The 19,611-nt window shown below is 67.7% G+C and carries 20 protein-coding genes and 1 tRNA gene; 10 read left to right on the top strand and 11 right to left on the bottom strand.

Annotated features, from left to right (window positions below):
* The first annotated feature begins 57 nt into the window (after positions 1 to 57).
* Positions 58 to 429, top strand: a complete 372-nt coding sequence (locus tag ACIBTM_RS12440; RefSeq protein ID WP_395876562.1) for a VOC family protein — start codon at positions 58 to 60, stop codon at positions 427 to 429.
* Here the strand turns inward: ACIBTM_RS12440 and lspA are convergent.
* From lspA to ACIBTM_RS12410, 6 genes are all read right to left on the bottom strand, one after another.
* On the bottom strand, positions 419 to 925 hold the full coding sequence (gene lspA, locus ACIBTM_RS12435; protein ID WP_395876561.1) for a signal peptidase II: 507 nt from the start codon (positions 923 to 925) through the stop codon (positions 419 to 421). The genes ACIBTM_RS12440 and lspA overlap by 11 nt on opposite strands.
* The gene (locus tag ACIBTM_RS12430) at positions 903 to 1,397 is read right to left on the bottom strand and encodes a carboxymuconolactone decarboxylase family protein (protein ID WP_395876560.1); all 495 of its coding nucleotides are present in this window, start codon (positions 1,395 to 1,397) and stop codon (positions 903 to 905) included. The genes lspA and ACIBTM_RS12430 overlap by 23 nt, the downstream gene beginning before the upstream one ends.
* Complete coding sequence (locus ACIBTM_RS12425; RefSeq protein WP_052120752.1) at positions 1,397 to 2,821, bottom strand: HAMP domain-containing sensor histidine kinase; 1,425 nt, start codon at positions 2,819 to 2,821, stop codon at positions 1,397 to 1,399. Before ACIBTM_RS12425 ends, ACIBTM_RS12430 begins: the two co-directional genes overlap by 1 nt.
* Entirely contained in the window at positions 2,818 to 3,510 is a 693-nt protein-coding gene (locus ACIBTM_RS12420) for a response regulator transcription factor (RefSeq protein WP_037340466.1), read from the bottom strand. Before ACIBTM_RS12420 ends, ACIBTM_RS12425 begins: the two co-directional genes overlap by 4 nt.
* Positions 3,511 to 3,595: 85 nt before the next feature.
* On the bottom strand, positions 3,596 to 4,210 hold the full coding sequence (locus tag ACIBTM_RS12415) for a trimeric intracellular cation channel family protein (protein ID WP_395876559.1): 615 nt from the start codon (positions 4,208 to 4,210) through the stop codon (positions 3,596 to 3,598).
* The gene (locus ACIBTM_RS12410; RefSeq protein WP_005155565.1) at positions 4,210 to 4,863 is read right to left on the bottom strand and encodes a response regulator transcription factor; all 654 of its coding nucleotides are present in this window, start codon (positions 4,861 to 4,863) and stop codon (positions 4,210 to 4,212) included. The genes ACIBTM_RS12415 and ACIBTM_RS12410 overlap by 1 nt, the downstream gene beginning before the upstream one ends.
* A 369-nt stretch (positions 4,864 to 5,232) precedes the next feature.
* Here ACIBTM_RS12410 and ACIBTM_RS12405 point away from each other — a divergent pair.
* A tRNA-Arg gene (locus ACIBTM_RS12405) sits at positions 5,233 to 5,305 on the top strand.
* Between the two features lie 133 nt (positions 5,306 to 5,438).
* A complete protein-coding gene (locus ACIBTM_RS12400; RefSeq protein WP_395876558.1) occupies positions 5,439 to 6,959 on the top strand; it encodes a CBS domain-containing protein in 1,521 nt (506 codons plus the stop codon).
* A 114-nt stretch (positions 6,960 to 7,073) separates the two neighbouring features.
* Here the strand turns inward: ACIBTM_RS12400 and ACIBTM_RS12395 are convergent, their stop codons facing one another.
* From ACIBTM_RS12395 to ACIBTM_RS12380, 4 genes are all read right to left on the bottom strand, one after another.
* The gene (locus ACIBTM_RS12395) at positions 7,074 to 7,520 is read right to left on the bottom strand and encodes a hypothetical protein (protein WP_395876557.1); all 447 of its coding nucleotides are present in this window, start codon (positions 7,518 to 7,520) and stop codon (positions 7,074 to 7,076) included.
* A gap of 2 nt (positions 7,521 to 7,522) precedes the next feature.
* Positions 7,523 to 8,701 (bottom strand): DUF6973 domain-containing protein, encoded by a 1,179-nt coding sequence (locus ACIBTM_RS12390; RefSeq protein WP_395876556.1) that lies wholly within the window; start codon positions 8,699 to 8,701, stop codon positions 7,523 to 7,525.
* Positions 8,701 to 8,997, bottom strand: a complete 297-nt coding sequence (locus ACIBTM_RS12385; RefSeq protein ID WP_395876555.1) for a hypothetical protein — start codon at positions 8,995 to 8,997, stop codon at positions 8,701 to 8,703. The genes ACIBTM_RS12390 and ACIBTM_RS12385 overlap by 1 nt, the downstream gene beginning before the upstream one ends.
* 67 nt (positions 8,998 to 9,064) lie before the next feature.
* A complete protein-coding gene (locus ACIBTM_RS12380) occupies positions 9,065 to 9,451 on the bottom strand; it encodes a cupin (protein ID WP_395876554.1) in 387 nt (128 codons plus the stop codon).
* 79 nt (positions 9,452 to 9,530) lie between these two features.
* Between ACIBTM_RS12380 and ACIBTM_RS12375 the strand changes: the two genes are divergently transcribed.
* The 3 genes from ACIBTM_RS12375 to ACIBTM_RS12365 are packed head-to-tail and all read left to right on the top strand — an operon-like array spanning position 9,531 to position 11,858.
* Complete coding sequence (locus ACIBTM_RS12375) at positions 9,531 to 10,109, top strand: TetR/AcrR family transcriptional regulator (protein WP_395876553.1); 579 nt, start codon at positions 9,531 to 9,533, stop codon at positions 10,107 to 10,109.
* A gap of 27 nt (positions 10,110 to 10,136) precedes the next feature.
* Positions 10,137 to 11,378: a plasmid pRiA4b ORF-3 family protein gene (locus ACIBTM_RS12370; protein WP_395876552.1), complete on the top strand. Its 1,242-nt coding sequence runs from the start codon at positions 10,137 to 10,139 to the stop codon at positions 11,376 to 11,378.
* A 9-nt stretch (positions 11,379 to 11,387) separates the two neighbouring features.
* A complete protein-coding gene (locus ACIBTM_RS12365) occupies positions 11,388 to 11,858 on the top strand; it encodes a UPF0158 family protein (protein ID WP_395876551.1) in 471 nt (156 codons plus the stop codon).
* A gap of 20 nt (positions 11,859 to 11,878) precedes the next feature.
* Here the strand turns inward: ACIBTM_RS12365 and msrA are convergent, their stop codons facing one another.
* Entirely contained in the window at positions 11,879 to 12,373 is a 495-nt protein-coding gene (gene msrA / locus ACIBTM_RS12360; RefSeq protein WP_395876550.1) for a peptide-methionine (S)-S-oxide reductase MsrA, read from the bottom strand.
* 108 nt (positions 12,374 to 12,481) lie between these two features.
* Between msrA and ACIBTM_RS12355 the strand changes: the two genes are divergently transcribed.
* The 4 genes from ACIBTM_RS12355 to ACIBTM_RS12340 all read left to right on the top strand — a co-directional run bounded on the left by ACIBTM_RS12355 (position 12,482) and on the right by ACIBTM_RS12340 (position 19,589).
* Positions 12,482 to 12,811, top strand: coding sequence for a hypothetical protein (locus ACIBTM_RS12355; protein WP_395876549.1), 330 nt, complete (start codon positions 12,482 to 12,484; stop codon positions 12,809 to 12,811).
* Between the two features lie 87 nt (positions 12,812 to 12,898).
* Complete coding sequence (locus ACIBTM_RS12350; RefSeq protein WP_395876548.1) at positions 12,899 to 14,392, top strand: TIGR02677 family protein; 1,494 nt, start codon at positions 12,899 to 12,901, stop codon at positions 14,390 to 14,392.
* Positions 14,389 to 15,609: a TIGR02678 family protein gene (locus ACIBTM_RS12345; protein ID WP_395876547.1), complete on the top strand. Its 1,221-nt coding sequence runs from the start codon at positions 14,389 to 14,391 to the stop codon at positions 15,607 to 15,609. The genes ACIBTM_RS12350 and ACIBTM_RS12345 overlap by 4 nt, the downstream gene beginning before the upstream one ends.
* Entirely contained in the window at positions 15,606 to 19,589 is a 3,984-nt protein-coding gene (locus ACIBTM_RS12340; RefSeq protein WP_395876546.1) for a TIGR02680 family protein, read from the top strand. The genes ACIBTM_RS12345 and ACIBTM_RS12340 overlap by 4 nt, the downstream gene beginning before the upstream one ends.
* Positions 19,590 to 19,611: the final 22 nt, after the last annotated feature.

Here is a 19,611-nt window from a genome sequence, read left to right as displayed (position 1 = left end):
AAATCCTACACGATCAAACATGACGCGGCTCAGTGAGCCGCCTGCCACCATGAGGCCATGGCCAGGCTTCGCGACGTCGTCTTCGACTGCCGGCATCCGGCTTCGCTCGCCCGCTTCTGGGCGGCCGCGCTCGACGGCTACGAAGTCGCACCCTACGACGAAGAGGAGCTTGATCGCCTTCGTTCACTGGGGTTTTCCGGTCCCGAAGACGATCCTTCGGTGTTGGTCGAAGCCGCATCGGGGCCTCGGCTCTTCTTCAACCTGGTGCCCGAATCGAAGGTCGTCAAGAACCGCGTGCATCTGGACCTGACCGGAGACGACGTCGAACGGCTCGTCGCCTTGGGCGCGCGTGTACTCGCGCACCCCGAAGACGGATTGGTCGTGCTCGCGGATCCCGAAGGAAACGAGTTCTGTCTCGTTACTTCTTGACGCCTTCGATCGGGACGCCGCGGAAACTCAGCACGAAAAGCGAGACGGCGCCGAAGAACAGCGCGATATCCGCGACGTTCCCGACGAACCAGCCGTTGTAGTCGATGAAGTCGACGACGTGACCGCGCGCGAAACCGGGCTCGCGGAACAGGCGGTCTCCCAGATGTGTCGCCGCGCCGCCGAGCAGCAGCCCGAGCGAGATCGCCCAGCCCGCCGAGCGGACCTTGCGGGAGATCCACAGCAGCGCGACCACCGCGGCCGCGGCCAGGATCGCGAAGATCCAGGTGGAGTTCGCGCCGAGGGAGAACGCCGCGCCCGGGTTGTAGAGCAGCCGGAACCGGATGAAGTCGCCGATCACCGGGATCGGCGCGTGGTCGGTGAGGGCGTCGACGGCCCACCATTTGGTCAGCTGGTCGGCGGCCAGCAGCACCACGGCCACCAGCAGTGTCCACAGCAGACGACGGGGCGGCATCTCAGGCGCGTTCTCGGTGCTCATCACCCGTCAGAGTAATGGCGAGTGCGTTGAGCGCGGCGGGGAAGCCCACGTAGACGGCGAGATGCAGGATGGCCTCGACGGCCTCCCGGAGCTCCCCCGAGTCCCGCGCCTCGCGAAGGACGTCGGCCAGTTCCGGCGCCACGCCGCCCTTCGCCGTGTACACCGCGATCCGCTTGAGCCGGCGGGTCGTTTCGTCGTCCTGCTCCAGGTCACCGCCGACGTTCGCCACGGCGTCGCGGTGGAACCGAAGCTGCGCCTCCGCGTATCCCAAGGCCTCCAGCGCGGCGACCGTCACCAGTTGCCGCTGTGCCGGCGAAAGCCCCGGCCGCTGATAGACACCGCCGTAGACGAAGGCGACGGCTTCCCTGCCGTAGTCCGTCGCCTCGACGGCGTCGAACAGCTCCAGCACGGCGGGGTTCTCGACGCCGCCGAGAAGCCGGAGCAGTTCGAGCCCCTTGTCGTAATCACCCATCAGGCCGGGGCTCCCGGAAGCCGCAAGGTCATCAGCGCGCCGCCGGTGGACGCGCGGCCCGCGTAGACGTCGCCGCCGTGCCGCTGCGCCGCGTGCTGGACGATGGCGAGGCCCAGCCCGGAACCGGGCAGCGTCCGTGCCTCCGACGAGCGATAGAAGCGGTCGAACACCTTCGGCAGATCCTCGTCGGCGATCCCCGGCCCCGAGTCCTCGACTTCGAGCACCGCCGTACCGTCGCCGACCGGGTACAGCCGGACCCCGACCGTCGACCCCTCGGGCGAGAATTTCACCGCGTTGTCCAGCAGGTTCAGCACCGCGCGTTCCAGCGCGCTGGTGTCGCCGGTCAGCACCCACGGCTGGAGCGAGACGTCGAACTCGATCTCGCCCGCGCGGCGGCGTGCCCTGTCCAGCGCGCGCTCGACGACGTCGACCATCTCGACCCGTTCGTGCTCGATCCGCGGCTCGTCCTGGCGCGCGAGTTCGACGAGGTCGCCGATCAGCTGGGTCAGCTCGTCGAGCTGGCCGCGGATGTCGGCCTCGATATCGCTGCGGTCCTCGTCGGACAGCGTCCGCGCACCCGGTCTGCTCGCGGACAGGAGAAGTTCCAGGTTCGTGCGCAACGACGTCAGCGGGGTGCGGAGCTCGTGCCCGGCGTCCGCGACGAGCTGCCGTTGCCGTTCCTGCGATTCGGCGACCGTGCCCAGCATCGTGTTGAAACTCTGGGTGAGGCGGGCGAGTTCGTCGTCGCCGCTGACCGGGATCGGCCGCAGGTCGCCCGTCGTGGCGACGCGTTCCGCCGCCGACGTGAGTCTGTCGACCGGCCTCAGCCCCGCTCTCGCGACGGCCGTTCCCGCGGCCGCGGCGACCAGGATCCCGGCACCGCCGATCAGGAACAGGACCACCGAAAGCTCGTTCAGGGTGCGTTTGGTCGGGCCGAGCGACTGGGCGAGCACCATCGCCTGACCGGCGCCCTGCGGGAGGGCGACGACCCGGCTGTCGGTCTTCGGGTCGGTGCGCAGGGAGAACGCCTTGTCCCCGGAGGCGACGGCGATCTCGTCGTCGCCGTACGGCGGACGGCTGCCGGACTGCGGATAGGTCAGCCGGACCTTCTGCCCCACCGTCAGCTGGCCGATCTGCAGGTCCGCACTGGCCAGGAAGGCGCCGGGGACCTGCTGCAGTTCGGTCTGCACCTGCGGCGAATCGACCGCGGCCTGCGCGCGGGCGAGCAGGTTGTCGTCCACCTGTTGGTAGAGGTTGTCGCGGACGACGAGGTACGCGCCCAGGGACACCAGCGCCACCGCGCCCGCCACCGAAGCGGCCGCGAGCAGCGTCACCCGGCCGCGGAGCGAGAAGCGCCGCGTGCCCCAGCGGTCGCCGCGCGGATCCTTTTCGGATACGTCGACGACCGGGACCGGCTCCGTCACGGCGGGGTTTCCCTCAGGACGTAGCCCACTCCCCGCACCGTGTGGATCAGCCTCGGTTCGTTCCCAGCCTCGGTCTTTCGGCGCAAATAGCCGACGTAGACCTCCAGCGCGTTGCCCGACGTCGGGAAGTCGTATCCCCACACTTCCTCCAGGATCCGGCTGCGGGTCAGAACGTGCTTCGGGTAGGAGAGGAACAGTTCCAGCAGGGCGAATTCGGTCCTGGTGAGACTGATCTCCCGCCCGGCCCGGCGCACCTCGCGCGTCCCCGGGTCCAAGGTGAGGTCCGCGAACGAGAGGACCTCGGCGTTCTGGCCGGCCTGCGGATCCGGGATCGCCCGGCGCAGAAGCGCGCGAAGGCGCGCGAGAAGCTCTTCGAGCGCGAAGGGCTTCGGCAAGTAGTCGTCCGCGCCGGCGTCGAGACCGGACACCCGGTCGGACACGGTGTCCCGCGCGGTCAGCACGAGAATCGGCAGGTCGTCACCGGTGCTTCGCAGGCGTCGAGCGACCTCCAGGCCGTCGAGCCGCGGCATCATCACGTCGAGGACCATCGCGTCGGGTCTGTTGGCGATGATCGCTTCCAGGGCCTGCGCGCCGTCCCCGGCCAGTTCCACCTGGTACCCGTTGAACTCAAGGGATCGCCTGAGTGATTCACGGACGGCCCTGTCGTCGTCCACTACGAGGATGCGCATGGCGACAGTCTTACGCAGAGTGCTGAGACTCGCCTAAGAACACACACAGAACCAACAAAGGAAATCGCGCAGTCCAGAAGACGTTTCAGCCGGTCTCGGGCCCCTTTGCAACAGGTGCGTTCCATCTCCGCCACAAAGCGAGCATCCGGACCCCCACCACGGCGGCGGCTGCTACCACCGTCACCGGCCCCGGCGGTAGTCGCAGAGCGTGACCGATCACGACGAGCACGGCCCCCGCGAGCGCCGCGACCGCGTAGATCTCCTTCCGCAGCACGAGCGGGATTTCCCGCAGGAGAAGATCACGCACCGCACCGCCGCCGATACCCGTCGTCATGCCGACCAAGCACGCCGCGTAGGGAGTGGCGCCCGCGTTCAGCGCGATGGTCGTCCCAGCCGTCGCGAACACCCCGAGCCCGAGCGCGTCCGCGAGCAGCATGGCGCGCCGCAGCTTCGCGATCTGCGGATGGAAGACGAACACGACCAGCGCCGTCCCGCCGCAGACCGCGAGATACGGCCAAGTCCGCAGCGTCGTGGGCGGCGTGATCCCGAGCAGGACGTCGCGGATGACCCCGCCGCCGAGCGCGGTCGTCAACCCGACGACCACGACCCCGAAGACGTCCAACCTGGACCGCACCGCCGCGAGCGCCCCCGAAGCGGCGAACGCGATCAAGCCGAGGAACTCGAGCGCGGTGAGGAGCATTACTGGTCGAGCAGGCCACCGCGGTAGGCCAGCAGCGCGGCCTGCACCCGGTTCGCCGCGCCGATCTTGGACAGGACGGCCGAGACGTAGCCCTTGACCGTGGCCTCGGACAGATGCAGGCGGCCGCCGATCTCGGCGTTGGACAGCCCCTGGCCGATCAGCCCGACGACCTCACGCTCCCGTTCGGACAGCGACGCGAGCAGCTTGCGCGCCGGCTGCGCGGCCCGCTGCTCGTCCCGATGCGACTGCACCATGCGCGCCGCGACCCCCGGATCCAGCACCGCGCCGCCGCGGGCCAGGTCCCTCACCGCCCGCAGGAGAGCCGCCGGGTCGATGTCCTTGAGCAGGAAGCCGTTGGCCCCGAGCCTGAGCGCGAGACTGACGTAGTCGTCGATGTCGAACGTGGTCAACATGGCCACGGTCGGCGGATCCGGCAGGGCCAAAATCGCCCTCAGCGCGCGAATGCCGTCGTCAGGCGCCCGCATCTTGATGTCGAGCAACGCGACGTCGGGGTGGTACCGCCGGGCGACCTCGACCGCTGATCTCCCGTCGCTCGCCTCGCCCACGATCTCGATATCGGCAGCGCCCGACATCATGGCACGCAGGCCCGAACGGACCAGTTCCTCGTCGTCGGCGAACATGAGCTTGATCAACGAAGCCCTCCGGCAGCCGGGGGAGCGGCGTCTCGCGTCCCGTTAACGAAGATTACCTACTGTTGTTCAGGGTTTCGAAACCAGACACGTACGAGTGACCCGCGCGGGTCATCTGTGTCGATCTAGCGCTCGATTCAGACCCTGTTTTCCTGCTGGAGAGTGTGGCCGCTCCTGGACGGATCCGCAGGTCGAGTGTCACTGGACGGCCAATGTCGCTGTCCGGCCGCCGCTCATGAGGCACCTGCCGCGCAACCGCCGTTCGGGGCATTTCGGGCTTTCACCGGGCCGGCCGCTGGGTTGCCCAGGGTGTGACGGCGCCCTCTCGCCTCCTCCGTGTAGCCACACGGTAGGCTGCACCTGGCAGCACATGCCCTCGTAGCTCAGGGGATAGAGCACCGCTCTCCTAAAGCGGGTGTCGCAGGTTCGAATCCTGCCGGGGGCACACTTCTCAACCTCTTGATCCGTCACTGCCTCAACGCTCGCCCTCCGCGATGAGACCAGGATCTTCCTTTACAGCCAAAAGCAGGGTCGATATTCTGCCACGTTCGGGTTCGTTCAACGAGCGAGGGGCACCGTTGAGTACCGCATGGCAAGTTCGCGCAGGCAGGCGCGGTGAACGCGATAAGGAAGCCTTGGAAAGTGGCCTTGTCATAGTCGGCTGGCCGGCCATGACAGACCTTCGCGATTTCACGACGAGATCAGCTCTCAAAGCCGCAGTTGAGAGCAGCTATCCGGACCGTTCGACGTACGTGGTCGGCAACTGGACAGGACAGTTGTGGCGATTTTCAAATGAGATGACCGACGGCGACTTGATTGTCATGCCACTCAAGAGCCGACAGAGATACGCCATCGGCGAGATCACCGGCCCATACGCCTATCGTCGTGATCCTCGCGACGATTTCAGGCATACACGGCCGGTTCGATGGTTGCGAACAGACGTTGCTCGCGATGAATTCGAAGCCGACCTTCGCAGCAGCCTCGGTTCACTACTCACCATATGTCAGCTGGCCCGGCACAACGCCGCACAACGCATTCGCGCGCTCGCCGCCGGAGAGCAGGACCCCGGTTGGCGACATGGCTCGTCGAGCATCGATCCCGACGCTACACGGGCGGACCTCTGGGAGACAGTCGAAACGGGTACGGAACCTGTCCGGCTCACAGTGCGCGAACTGCTGGCGAAATGGGGATTCTCCCGGCGGACCGCTACCTCCCTCGTCTCCGTTCAGTCCGATCTGGCCGAGCGGGGAATTTCGACCAGACCGGCCTTCACCAAGGCCCGGATGGACTCCGTCGTCGAACTGGTGCCGGCCGCGGACGAACCCGAATCGTCGAAGGAACCTTCAGAGAAGGCCGAAGTGGCGGACACGGAGGCACTCGACGAACTTCCGACGAAGTGGCTCGTCCGCGCCGTACTCCCGGACGATCCCAGTATCGAGACCATAAATATGGGAAAGTCGCTCGCAACAGCGATCACCGTCATGCTCGCGAAAGACTATTCTCAGCTGGCTGTCGTGGACGACGACGGCAACTACGCGGGAGCCGTCAGCTGGGAGTCGATCGGACGCGCCCGGCTCGCGAAAGCGGACCCTACGCTGCGTGACGCGACCACGCAGGTCCGGGTGATCGACCATGACGACGAACTGTTCGGCCAGATCGACGAGATCTACCGTCAAGGATTTGTCCTGGTACGTGGCGCCGACCGCCGGACTCTCATCGGCATCGTCACTGCGAACGATTTGGCGAAACAATTCGGCACGCTCGCCCGCCCCTTCTCAATACTCGAAGAGGTCGAACTACGACTGCGGCGCCACACCAAACGATGCCTGCCGGATGCCATATTCGCCAAGTTCGTGCCACGCTGGGCGAAAAGTGGAAACCCGACTTTCGGCGGGTATTCGAGCATGCTCAGAGATCCGGACAATTTCGAGCAGCTGAGCTGGCCACTTGATCACGAAACATTTCGAGAGCTGCTCGACCAGGCTCGTGATATTCGCAACGAACTTATGCATTTCTCGGGTGAAGCCCTACCGGACAACGACCTCGCCTTGATCGAGGGCTTCTGCGCGATCCTGCGAACGGTCGACCAGTCCGGCTAACCCCGGGGACATCGGTATGGGACCGACTACGCGGTCCCATACCGATGAGCGAACCGCGCGAGACGGGTGCGAACCCTGGCGTGACGCCACGCTTCCCGGACCTGGTTGCCTTGGTCAACGCCCCGCGGGACGGCCGTCCGGGTCCGTCATCGTGATGGCACCACCCCGCGCTTGCAGGACCACATCGGCCCGGTACTTGCCGTCGCCGAGGGCGGCGAGGGTACCGAGGCTGACCATCCGTGTGGTGGCACCGTCCCGGTCGAACACCAGCAGATTTCCGTCCTGGACGTAGTCACCGCTGTGAGTGCCATCGCCTTCGACCGTGACGGGCCTGCCGAGTTCGCGTTCGATTCGCGCCCCCGAAGCAGGGCCGGTGAGGATGTGCACCGACGTCCAATCGCCGGGTGCCAGTTCCTTGAGCGGTCGCGAACCGCCCGACTTGGCGAGGTCGCCGATCGTCTTTTCGAGACCTTCGTCGAATTCCACTGTCACTCCTGGGGTGCTCGTGCCACAGCCCATCACGAGGGCGAGCAGGGCGAGCAGAGTCACTATCAAGCGCATGGTCAGTATTGGTCCGGATACGCCGACGGGTCGCCGGGGTCGTGGTCGTCGTTGCGCCCCGGATTGTCCGTGGGCCAAGGCTTGTTCTTGGTTTCGCGGGTCTCGCCAGGAGGCGATTCGTTGGACGATACCAGTGTGTCGTTCTTGTCGATGACCACCATTTTGCCGTCCTTGACCGCCTGTTCGACGAGGTTCGCCATCTCCTCGGGGCTGGCGTCCGGGTTGGCTCGGGCGATCGCGCGGCCGACTTCGTTGTTGTGCAGGTCCATGGCCACCGGAACGTGGTGGCTGCTCGGGTTCCGCTCGTGCGCCGTGGCGAAGTCGCGGGCCCAATCTTCTCCGTACCGCTGGGTCATCATCGCGTTCCAATAGGCGTGGCGGAACGCGTCGGCGTGCCCGTCGGTCAGGCCTTTGCCCTCGAACTTGCCCTCGGCGACATGCAAGGCGTCCTGGCGGATGTCGGCGAACTCCTTGAGCCCCAGCAACCCCTTGCGCATCTGCAGATCGTCGAGCAGTTTTGCTTCGGCTTGGGTGATCTTCTCTTTCGAGAAACCCGCCCGCTCCGCGAGCCAGCCTGTCAGGCCGCTCGGCCACACTGTCGTGCCGTCCGTCTTGACCTGATATTTCGCCAGGAGATCGCGATGCCGCTGTTCATCGGCGATACGATCTTCGCCCGCCGCGGCGGCCGCGGCCAACGTCGTCGCGCCGGCGTCACCGATCTCGCCGGCCATGATGCGCTGAAGCACGGAGTTCAATTCGGTGTCGATCTGGCCGGCGCGGGCCAGGATGGCTTCCATTTCCACTTGCAAGAGCACGCCGGAGAGAAACCCCGCGGCTTCCTCTGTCTCGACGACCTTGCCGTTGTCGATCCGAAAACCGTTCTTGGCGGCGAAGTCCTCGGTCGTCTCGACGCTGCGCACCAGATCGCGCACAGCCTGCTCCGTGTCATCGATGATCTTCACGGCCGCGGACAATCGCGCCGCGAGATCCTCGAGTTCCTGACAGCGGGCGCGGAGGTTTTCGGCCGCCGCGTCCGCCGCTTCCCCGGCCCACCCGGCGGGCTTGGCACCATCGATCTCGTCCTGCAAGCCGAGCACCTGACGGTTCTGCGCGGCCAAGTGGTCACCGATCTGTCCTATCCCGTCAGCCTTCCATTGGCCGACATCGGCCCACGTGACCATCAAGAACCACCCGCCCCGTCGAATCCCTGCTCACCGGCGTCATCTCGAGCGCGGTACGCAGTCGCGGCAGTGGTCAGCGACGCGGCGTAGGAATCCACACCCTTCGCCCAGACGCCGATGGAATTCTCCCAATGCGGACCGAGCTGGGCCGCCGTCTTCGCAGACTCGGTACCGGTCAATGCGCCCGAAAGCGCCGCCACCCGCTCCAGGTCCAGCTCGCGAACAATTCCTGCGGCACGCTTGGCCTGATCGGCCGCGTCCCGCAAGGCTTTCGGATCAGCTTCGAACCCCGCCATAGACCCCTCCCCCTCGGATTGAGGCTACTTGTCCCGTTTGGGAGGTTCAAGCCAACGAGATTGCGCCTCAGGCTTTGTGGAAATCGTCAAGACGACGACCTTCGGCTGACGATTCCGTGGCGGCCAGCCAATGCGGATAGGTGACATAGACAAGTTCCGTGTCTTCCTCGGCCATGTAGACGACCTCGGCACCGGAACGCAGATAGATCACCTCGCCGACCCGAGCCGTCACCGAACCCGAAGGGCCCTCGACGGTGAAGACGCCCGAAGTGATGACGAGAGCTTCGTCGTACGTCATCTTCCAGGGATTCTTCTCGCCTCTGCCGTAGCGGGCGAAGCCGACGGACATGGCCGCGCCGCTGCCTTGCGAGACGACGTCGGCCAGGAAGATCTGCTGGTCGAGTCGCTGGAACCAGGCCGAAGCGTCATCGCTCGTGAAGTGTTCGACGGACATCCCAAGTCTCCTTAAGTGGAACTTCTTCCACTTAGTTAACTGGAAGAAGTTCCACTTGTCCACCGGTTAGGCTCACGAGGTGCTTCCCATCGCAGGGGCCGGGACTCCAGAGCGGGCGGACGCGGCTCGCAACCGGCAGAAGATCGTCCGCGCGGCGGCCAAGCTCGTTGCGGCCAAAGGGATCGACGGGCTCGCGTTGGACGAGGTCGCGGCGGAGGCGGGCGTCGGGATCGGGACCGTGTATCGCCGATTCCCGGACAAGGGCGCGTTGGCGCAGGCATTGCTCGACGAGAACGAGCGCGAGTTCCAGGAGGCGTTCATCAGCGGGCCGCCACCACTGGGGCCCGGAGCACCAGTCGCCCAGAGGCTGAGGGCGTTTCTCGAAAAGTACGTCGACAGGCTCGAGACGCATGGCGAGTTGCTCATGGTCGCGGAGACGGAGACGCCGATGGCTCGGTTCGTGACCGGTGCGTACCGGCTGCACCACAGTCACCTGGTCGCGTTGATCAGCGAGATCGAGCCGGAAGCGGACGCGCATTTCAGGGCCGACGCGCTGCTCGCACCACTGGCAGCCGCGCAGTACGTCTACCAGCGGCAAAGCATGACGCCGGAGCAGATCAAAGCGGGTTTGAGCGACCTGTGCCGGCTCGATGACTAGTGTCGCGGAAAGTCTGGAAGGGGTGGCATGGATCTCGCGGTGAGGTCCGAACTGGTCGAGCAGGTGCGCGCGTTCACCGAATGGGTGGGCGCTGGGCGGAAACTCACCCAGACCGGGCGTATCACCTTGGCCGACGCCAAAACGCTGGTGCCTTTGTTGAGCACCGGTGATGTGCTCGAGCGGACCATCGGCAACCACGTGTACCGGGCCAGGTCGAGCGAGCATCTGCTCGATCTGATGCTCGTCGTGGAGTGCGCCAAAGTGGCGCGGCTGGTCCGGAAGACCGGGCAACGATTGGTTCCGGTGAAGAAGAATCAGGCGCTTCTCGATGACCGGCGGAAGCTGTGGTTCGCGTTGTTCACCGGGTTCGACAAGCTGGGCGAGGCGTTCCTGCACTCGGGATTCGGCGAGTCACTGCTGCGCCCCGAGTTCGAGCACGGCAGCCGCGCCGTGTTGGCGTCGTTGTACAGCGCGGACGGCGCTGTCACCTTCGCGAGTTTGTGTGCGACGGTCTGGAATATCGTGAGCGCACCTTACGTGTTGGAAGATCTCACCGAACTCCAGCTTGAGATGTTGCGGAGCACGAACGACCGTGACACCAAGGAGACGCTCGATGTGCTGCGGCGCTTAGGAGTGGTGGCCCTTGAAGACAAATCGGCCGAGCTGACCGAACTCGGCCGGTCCGGCATGCGACAGCTCTTGGGCGAGCCCGAAGCCGGGGATCCGATCTACCAGGTGAAGATCACTCTGCTGGACAACGAGAGTCTCCCGGTGTGGCGACGGGTGCTGGTTCCGTCGGCCACTCCGCTCGACCGGTTGCACGTCGTAATCCAGGCCGCGATGGGTTGGGAGAACTACCACCTGCACTACTTCCTCGACGGGGAGACGCACTACGGCGAAGCCGAGCCCGAGCTGCAGTACCGCGACGAACGCAAGGTGCGGCTGGACGACCTCGTGAAGCCCGGCGGCCGCCTCGTGTACAACTACGACTTCGGCGACAGCTGGGACCACGAAATCCTCGTCGAGGAAGCCACGGTCGCCACGTCCGATGGGCGTTACCCGAGGTGTATCGGGGGCGAAGCGGCGTGCCCGCCGGAAGACGTCGGCGGAACCGGAGGGTACGCCCGGCTGATCCAGGTCCTCGGGAATCCCGGTCACCCGGAACACCAGGACATCGTCGGCTGGCTTGGCCTCGACGAACCCGGCCAATTCGACCCCGCACGCTTCAGCCTCGAAGAGGCGAATCAGCGCCTCGCCGCGCGTCGATAGGACGGACGCATGCTCGGCTTGGAGAAGTTCGACCTTGGCGACATCGCGATGGCCCTGCAGGACCAGACCGACTACGAGTACTTTCACCTGGTCGATCCACGGACCGGCGAGATGGGTTTCTGGACACAGGACGGCGGGATCGACGGCCGGAACCCCATCGACCTCGATGACGTGGACCTGATGGTCATCGAGCCTTTGCCGTCCTCTGTCTGGTACCAGGACATGGCCGACTTCGCGGCGGGTATCAGTGACGGGCGAGCCGGCGAACGGCTATCGAGGGCCCTCCACGGCAAGGGCGCCTTCCGCCGTTTCAAGAACGAGTTGCACGACCGGTACCCGCACCTTGTTCCCGTCTGGAACGCCTTCAGCGACAACCGCGCGAATCGTCGCGCGGTCGAGTGGCTTGCCGACCATTCCCTTGTCGAGGAAGGCGCCGCTGACCGATTCGCCGCGGAGCATCCGGATCCCGACCTGCCCTGAAAGAGCAGGTCGGGACACGATCAGCGCTCGCCGAGCTGCCATTCCGGCCGCACGTAGTGGCAGGTGTAGCCGTTCGGGATGCGCTCCAGGTAGTCCTGGTGCTCCGGCTCGGCTTCCCAGAAGTCACCGGCCTGGGTCACCTCGGTGACCACCTTGCCCGGCCATTTGCCGGAGGCGTCGACGTCGGCGATCGTCTGTTCGGCGACCTGCTTCTGCGCGTCGTCGGTGTAGTAGATCGCCGACCGGTAGCTCGTGCCGATGTCGTTGCCCTGGCGGTTGCGGGTCGTCGGGTCGTGGATCTGGAAGAAGAACTCCAGGATCTGCCGATACGTGAGCTGCGCCGGGTCGAAGACGATCTCGATGCCTTCGGCGTGGGAGCCGTGGTTGCGGTAGGTCGCGTTCGGCACGTCGCCGCCGGTGTAGCCGACCCTGGTGGAGACGACCCCGGGGTGCCGGCGGAACAGGTCCTGCATGCCCCAGAAGCAGCCGCCCGCGAGAACAGCCTTTTCCGTCACTGTAGATCTCCTTCGGTCGTTGACACCCAGTACAACGTGTCGGCCCCGCCCTGTCATCCCCGTCCAAGTGTGACGGAACGCTTACGTCCACCGTGCGTCTCACGCTAGGTGAAAACCCTTCTCGCGGTCCTCGCAGCCCTCCTCCTCGCCGGCTGCGCGACGCCCCCGCCGAGCCCGACGCCGGAAGACGCCTTCCGCTTCGGCGGCATCTCGATGCCTGCCAGCGGCAAGGTGCTGGAGACGCAGCACGACCGAGGCATCGACTCGCGCTACGTCGTCGTCCTCACCCTTCCGGCGGAGGACGTGCCCAAGCTGCTCGAGGCGTCGAACTTCGCGCCAGGAGTCATGGAGGACGACCGGCTCGTGGACGGCCGCCGCGTGGTCCGCAAGGTCACCGTCGAGGGGACCACGGTGCATATCGAACTGTTCACGACGTGAGCACTCTGCGTGAAAAAGACGGGCCGTTCGGACTCGCCTGGGTGACCCCCTAACGTGTACCTCCACGCACCATCCGCCGGAGGACGCATGGATCCGTTCCGTGTACCGCCCGAGCTGTTCCGTTTCACCGACGGGAGCAGATCCGGGCTCCCCCTGGCGATCCTGCACGCCTTCGGTGAGGCCAACGAGCGGCTGGAGACGGCGCTCGGGATCGACGACGTCCGCACGAGGCTGCGCGAAGTCGGCTGGCTGGAGACGCTGGACGACGAAGACCTCGTCAAAGCACTCGACCAGCTCAAGGGCCAGGGCCACCTCGACGTCGTCCAGAGCCACGTGGGTGACTACCGGACCGCGTCCGAGTACGAGCGCCGCAATCTCCAGTACGCGCTGACCCGGCTGGGTGAAGCGGCGTACGCGGGTGTGGTCCGCGCGAACGAGGTGCTCAACGCGACCGGGGCGCTCCAGACCGCGACGCTCGAAGCGCTGGGCGAGCGGCTCGGTGAGCTCGCGAAGCAGCTCGAAGACGGCACAGACAGGCGCGTGTTCAGCACGCTCGCCGAAGTCGAGGGCCACCTCGAAGCGTTCCGCGACAACACGAAGCGCTTCAACGGCGACCTCCAGCGCCTCCTGCACGCGGAGGCCGACATGGCGACGTTCCACGAGGTCAAGGCGGCCACGGTCGCGTATCTGCAGGAGTTCCTGAACGACCTCGAGCATCACACGCACACCATCGCCACCCGCATCAAGGAGATCGACGACCACGGCATCGAGCGCGTGCACCGGCGGGCGCTCAACGGGGCGGCTCTCCTCAGCCCCGATCAGCGCTGGCTCGACGTCCGCAAGGCGCGATGGGACGGGCTGCGCGCGTGGTTCCTGCCCGAGGACGGGGCGACGCCGCGGGTCGAGGACCTCCACAACCTGGCGCGGCGGGCGATCATCACGCTTCTCCAGGTCCTGGACCGCATCACCGAATCTCGGCGGCGCGCGAGCAGCGCGGTCGCCGATTTCCGTGAGCTGGCGCGATGGTTCACCGTCGTCCCGGCGCAGGAGGACCTGCATCGCCTGTGGTCCACGATGTTCGGGCTGAGCTCCGCGCGGCACGCACATCTCGCCCACGCCGACCCGGAGACCGTCAGCACGACGGCCTCGTGGCTCGACGCGCCGCCGGTCGAGGTGTCGGAGCTGCTCCGCTCCGCGGGCCGCACGGAGCGGTTCACCAGGACCGGGCGGGTCCGCGATGTCACCGCGATCCGGGCGGCGCGGGTCCGGCAGGCCATCGAGGAACGCGCCGAACTCGAAGCGGCGTGGAACATGCTCGACACCGGCGGCGTCGTGCGGCTTTCCGCATTCGAGAAACTGGACCACACCGTTTTCGAGCGGCTGCTGGACCTGCTGGGACAGGCGCTGGGCAGGCCTCCCGGCGCGGAGGGCACCCGGCGGAGCACGACGTCCGACGGGCAGATCGAGATCGTCCTGCGGCCGCCGCGGAACGGCGCGGTCGCCCGCTTGACCACCACGAGCGGCGTCTTCCGCGGCCCCGACTACGAAATCGAGATCAGCACGGCCGGAGGCGGTGCGTGAGCCTCACGAACCAACTGGTCATCGCGGAACGCGAAGAGGTCGCGCGCGGGATCCGGGCCCTGCTGGCCACCCCGCTGATCGGCGAACGCGGCTCCCCCGAGACCTTCGACCTCATCCGGCGCCGCCGGGAACCCATCCGGCAGTGGTTCGACTACTACTGCGGCTGGACGCTCACCGTCGAACCGCGGCTCGGCTACGCCCGGCTGGTCAAGGTCCGCGCGGCCGCCGACCCCACCCGTCCGGCGCGACGGCTGCGCTCCGGGCGCGCCGCGTTCGACCGCCGCCGCTACGTCCTGCTGTGCGTGGTGGCGGCCGAACTGCTGACCGTGCCGGTGACGACGATCGGGCTGCTCGCCGGCCGCGTCGCGCAGGCGAGCGCCGCCGACGACCTCGTCACCACGTTCGACGTCGCCACCAGGGCGGAGCGGCTGGCGTTCGTGGACGTCCTCAAGCTGCTGGAGTCCTTCGGCGTCCTCGAAGCCGCCGACGGCGATCCGGAGTCCTTTGTGGACGATCCGGCGGCGAAGGTGCTGTTCCGGGTCGACGCGACCCTGTTGCTCCGGCTGCTCGCCGCGCCGGTCGGGCCGTCGCAGCTGGCCGTACCCGCCGACGACGTCGCGCTGCGGTTCGAGGAACTGCTGGAAGCGGTGTCGCACGAGCAGCGCTACGGCCTCTCGTCGGGCCGCCACGAGGACACGCCGAGTGCGTCGGACGTCCAGCGGAACCTGTGGCTGCGGCACACGGTCTTCCGCCGTCTCGTCGACGATCCGGTGCTGTACTTCGCCGAGCTGACCGCGGAGGAACGCGCGTATCTCGGCACGCCGACCGGACGCCAGTTGCTGCGGCGAGCCGCGGAGCAGGGCGGATTCGTCCTCGAAGAACGTGCCGAGGGCGTGCTGCTCGTCGACGTCGACGGGCTGGCCACCGACGAGCGGTTCCCGGACGACGGCAGCAACGCCAAGGTCGCCGCGCTCCTGCTGCTCGACGCGCTCGACGAGCCGCGGACCACCGACTACCTGCAGAAGGCGACCGCCAAACTGCTGAAACGCTTCCCGCGCTGGGCCAAGACGTACCGGGGCAAGGACGGGGTGCGGCGGCTGACCGTCGACGCGCTCGCCGTGCTGACCGGCTTCGGCCTGGTCCGCACCGAAGCCGAACTCGTCCGGCCACTCCCGGCCGCCGCGAGGTACACCGACCGCACCGAGGAGGCGCCGTGACCGTGACGAGGTGGATCCCCTCCCGTGCGGGCATCCTCAACATCTGGCGCTACTACGACGAGATCTTCGAGTTCCACGACGGGCGCCTGCTGCTGCGCGGCCCCAACGGGAGCGGGAAGTCGAAGGCGCTGGAGCTGCTGCTGCCGTTCCTGTTCGACGCGAGCCTGCGCGCCAACCGGTTGTCGACCTTCGGCACCAGCGAGCGCAGCATGCACTGGAACCTGATGGGCGAAGGCGCTTCCGGTGCCACGCGCGTCGGGTACGTGTGGCTCGAATTCGGCATGGCGGGCGAAAAGTGGTTCACCTGCGGCGCGCGGCTGCAGGCCAGCACGCACACCAGCACGGTGCACGCCGACTTCTTCACCACCGATCTGCGCGTGGGCGACGGGGTGCCGCTGGTCAACGAGGCGGGTCAGCCGCTGACCAAGAACGCGCTGGAGGAGGCGCTCGGCGAGCACGGGACGGTGCACGACGGCGCGGCCGAGTACCGCGCGGAGATCCGCGCGAAACTGTTCCCCACCTTGAGCGAACAGCGCTACGACGCGCTGATCACCGCGTTGCTCCAGCTGCGGATGCCCAAACTCTCCCAGCGGCTCGACCCGAGCCTGCTGTCCAACCTGCTCTCCCGCGCGCTTCCGCCGTTGGGGCAGCAGGAGATCGCGGATCTCGCCGAGGGTTTCGAGCGGCTCGACGCGCAACGCGAACGGCTGGGCTCGCTGGAGACCGAGGTCGACGCGACCCGCGCGCTCGCCGCGCGGCAGAAGACCTACGCCCAGCGTGTGCTGCGCGCGGGCGCCGCGAACCTCATCAGCGCGACCACGGAACTCGACGAACTCGCCGCGGCCGCCCGCCGTTCGGCCGAGGAGCACGACGAGGTCGCCGCGAAGAAGGAAGCCGCCGAGGAACGGGCGGCGAAGCTCGAGAAGGACGTCGAAGAGACTGAAGCCCGCCTCTCCGGGCTGACCGAATCCGAGTCGTACCGCAAGGGCCAGGAACTCGACAAGCTGCGGCAACGGACCTTGTCCACGCGCGAAAAAGCGGAGGCACTGCGCGCGGACGCGGACCGGCTCCGTGCCGAGGCGGACGCCGACGAGGAGCGCTCGCTGGCGGCGAAGCAGGTCGTGAAACGGCAGGCCGACCTCGTGCGCTCGCTGGAGACCGAGGTCCGCGCCGCCGCGACCCGCGCGAACCTGGCCGGGGTGCACGACGAACTCGTCGCGGGGCTGGACGAACCGGCCCGGCTCCGCCCGTTGCTGCAGGCCGCCGTCCGCGGCAAACGCGACCAGGTCGAGACGCTCGGCCGGGCGCTGGACAAACACGAACGCGCCGTCGGACGGCGTCACCAGGCCGAGGCGGACCTGGATCGCGCGCGAGCGGATTTCTCGCTCGCGCAGGAACGAGTGGACCTCACGACGGCCACGCGGGAACTCGCGCTGAGCGATCTGCGCACCCGGCTCGCCGAATGGGCGATCGGCTGCCGCGAGCTGCGGTTCCCCGACGTGGAAGCGGTCGTCCGGGACGCCGAGGCGGAGGTTTCGCTGCTGGGCAGGCTCGGCGCCGTCGCCGAGACAGTGCTCGAAGACATCATCCGGCGGGAGGCGGCGACCGGTGCCGCGCTGGCCACCGCGCGCGCCGAGCACGACGAACTCCTCGTCGAGGCCGGCGTGCTCGAAACGGAGGACGTCCTCGCGCCCGAGCCGCCGCGCACCCGCACGGCGGACCGGGCCGAGATGAGCGGCGCGCCGCTGTGGCGGCTGGTCGATTTCGCCGGCTCGGTCCCGGAAAGCACGCACGCGGGGATCGAGGCCGCGCTCGAAGGCGCCGGTCTGCTGGACGCCTGGGTGAACTCCCACGGTGTCGTCGACGGGCACGACGTGCTCGCGGAGACCGGGACACTGCCGGTGGCGTCCGGCCGTTCGCTCGCCGACGTCCTCGTGCCGGAACCCGACGCGGAGCTCTCCCCGGCGAAGATCCGCCGGATCCTGGAAGTGATCGCCTTCGACGACACGCTTCCCGCCGGTCCCGCGGCGATCGGCGCGGACGGCGGCTGGCGGATGGGCGGCCTGTCGGGCAGCTGGACGAAGGACGCTCCGGCGTACATCGGTGGTTCCGCCCGGCTGCGCGCCCGCGAACGCCGTATCGCCGGGCTGCGGGACAAGATCTCCCTCCGTGAGAAGACCATCGCCGAGCTGGAGGGCGAACTGGCCGCGCTGCGCGGCAGGCGCGAGCTGATCAAGATCGAACGCGCCGCCCGCCCTGGTCACGACGATCTCCTTGCCGCGACCGGGGAACTGACCACGGCCGAGGCCGAGCTGACCGCCGCCGACGCCGCCGTCCGGCATCTGGAGACCGCCGTCGCCGCGCTGGAGATCGAGGCCAAGACCGCGCTGCACGAGCTGACCGCCCAGGCTTCGGAGTCCGGGTTGCCGACCGAACGCGCGCCGCTGGCCGCACTCGCCACGGCCCTGCGCACCTACTCCGACCAGGGCGAGAACTGGTTGTACGAACACGGGAACCTGCTCACCGCGACGCAGCGGGCCGAGCTGTGCGCCGAACAGGCGGACCGGTCGGAGGCGAACGCGGCCCGGCGCGAGGACGAGGCCGCCGACGCGGAGACCGAGCGGACCAAGCTCACCGCGATGCTCGACGCGATCGACGGGACGGTCGGCACCGGCCAGCGCGAGGTGCTCGCCGAAATCGACGGCCTGCGCACGAAACTGCGTGAGCTCTCGGGCGAACTCCGCGCCGCGAACGCCGACGCCAAGGAGCTCGCGGTGTCGCTGGGCGCACTCGGCGTCCGCCGGACGACCGACGCGCGGGCCCGCGAGGAGGCCGCCAAGAAGCAGGACGCCGCCGCGCTCCGGTTCCGGAAGCTCGCCACGGGGATCTTCCCCGCGGACGGCGGGATCGAGGATCTGCCGAAGTTCCAGGCCACCCTGTCCGCGTCCGAGAGTGTCCGTGCGGCGCTCGACACGGCCCGGCTGGTGGCCGCGGCGTGGCCGTCCGTGCCGCACGCGCCGAGCAATCTCGGCGAGGCGCTGCACCGGCTGTCGGAGGCCGTGCACACCTGCCGGAACACGCTCAGCTCGCGCGCGGAACTCGATCTGGAGACCGACGAGGACGTCCAGATCTTCACCGCGGTCGTCGACGGGCTGCGGGTCGGCGCGGCCGAACTGCTGAAGATCCTTTACGCGGAAGCGGAACAGAGCAGGCACGAGATCACCGATCGCGAGAGCGACCTGTTCGACAAGACACTGACCGGCGACACCCGCCGTCATCTCGCGGCCCGCATCCGGCAGGCCAACGACCTCGTCGACGGGATGAACGCGCGGCTGGAACGCGTGCGGACCGCGTCGAGGGTCGCCGTCCGGCTGGTCTGGCAGGTCTCCCCGGATCTGCCGCCGGGCACCAAGACCGCGCGGGATCTGCTGCTGAAGGATCCGGATCTGCTGACCGCGGAAGACCGGGTGTCCCTGCACAAGTTCTTCCGTGAGCGCGTCGAGCAGGCGAAGGCGGACGACACGGCGACCAGCTGGGAGCAGCAGCTCGCGCAGGTCTTCGACTACACGTCGTGGCACCGGTTCGTGGTCAAGGTGGATCGCGCGAACGGCGCGGGCTGGCAGCTGCTGACCAAGAAGCTGCACGGCGCGCTTTCCGGTGGGGAGAAGGCGATCGCGCTGCACCTGCCGCTGTTCGCCGCCGTCGCCGCGCACTACCAGGCCGCGCCCGAGGCACCGAGGGTGATCCTGCTCGACGAGGTGTTCGTCGGCGTCGACACCACCAACCGGGGGCAGGTGTTCGGCCTGCTGTCCGCGCTCGACCTGGACCTGATGCTGACGTCGGACCACGAATGGTGCACCTACGCCGAACTCGGCGGCGTCGGGATCCACCAGCTCATCACCGGCGGCGACGGCGACGACGCGGTCACCACGGCCCGGTTCACCTGGAACGGCCACGACCTCCAGCCCGCGGGGCATTAGCCTGAGCGGCCCCAAAGCCGGG

The organism is Amycolatopsis sp. NPDC049868 (assembly GCF_044461365.1).
Classification (GTDB): Bacteria; Actinomycetota; Actinomycetes; order Mycobacteriales; family Pseudonocardiaceae; genus Amycolatopsis.
Note: the sequence above shows the minus strand (reverse complement) of the source record. Positions and strands in the feature narration are given on the sequence as shown.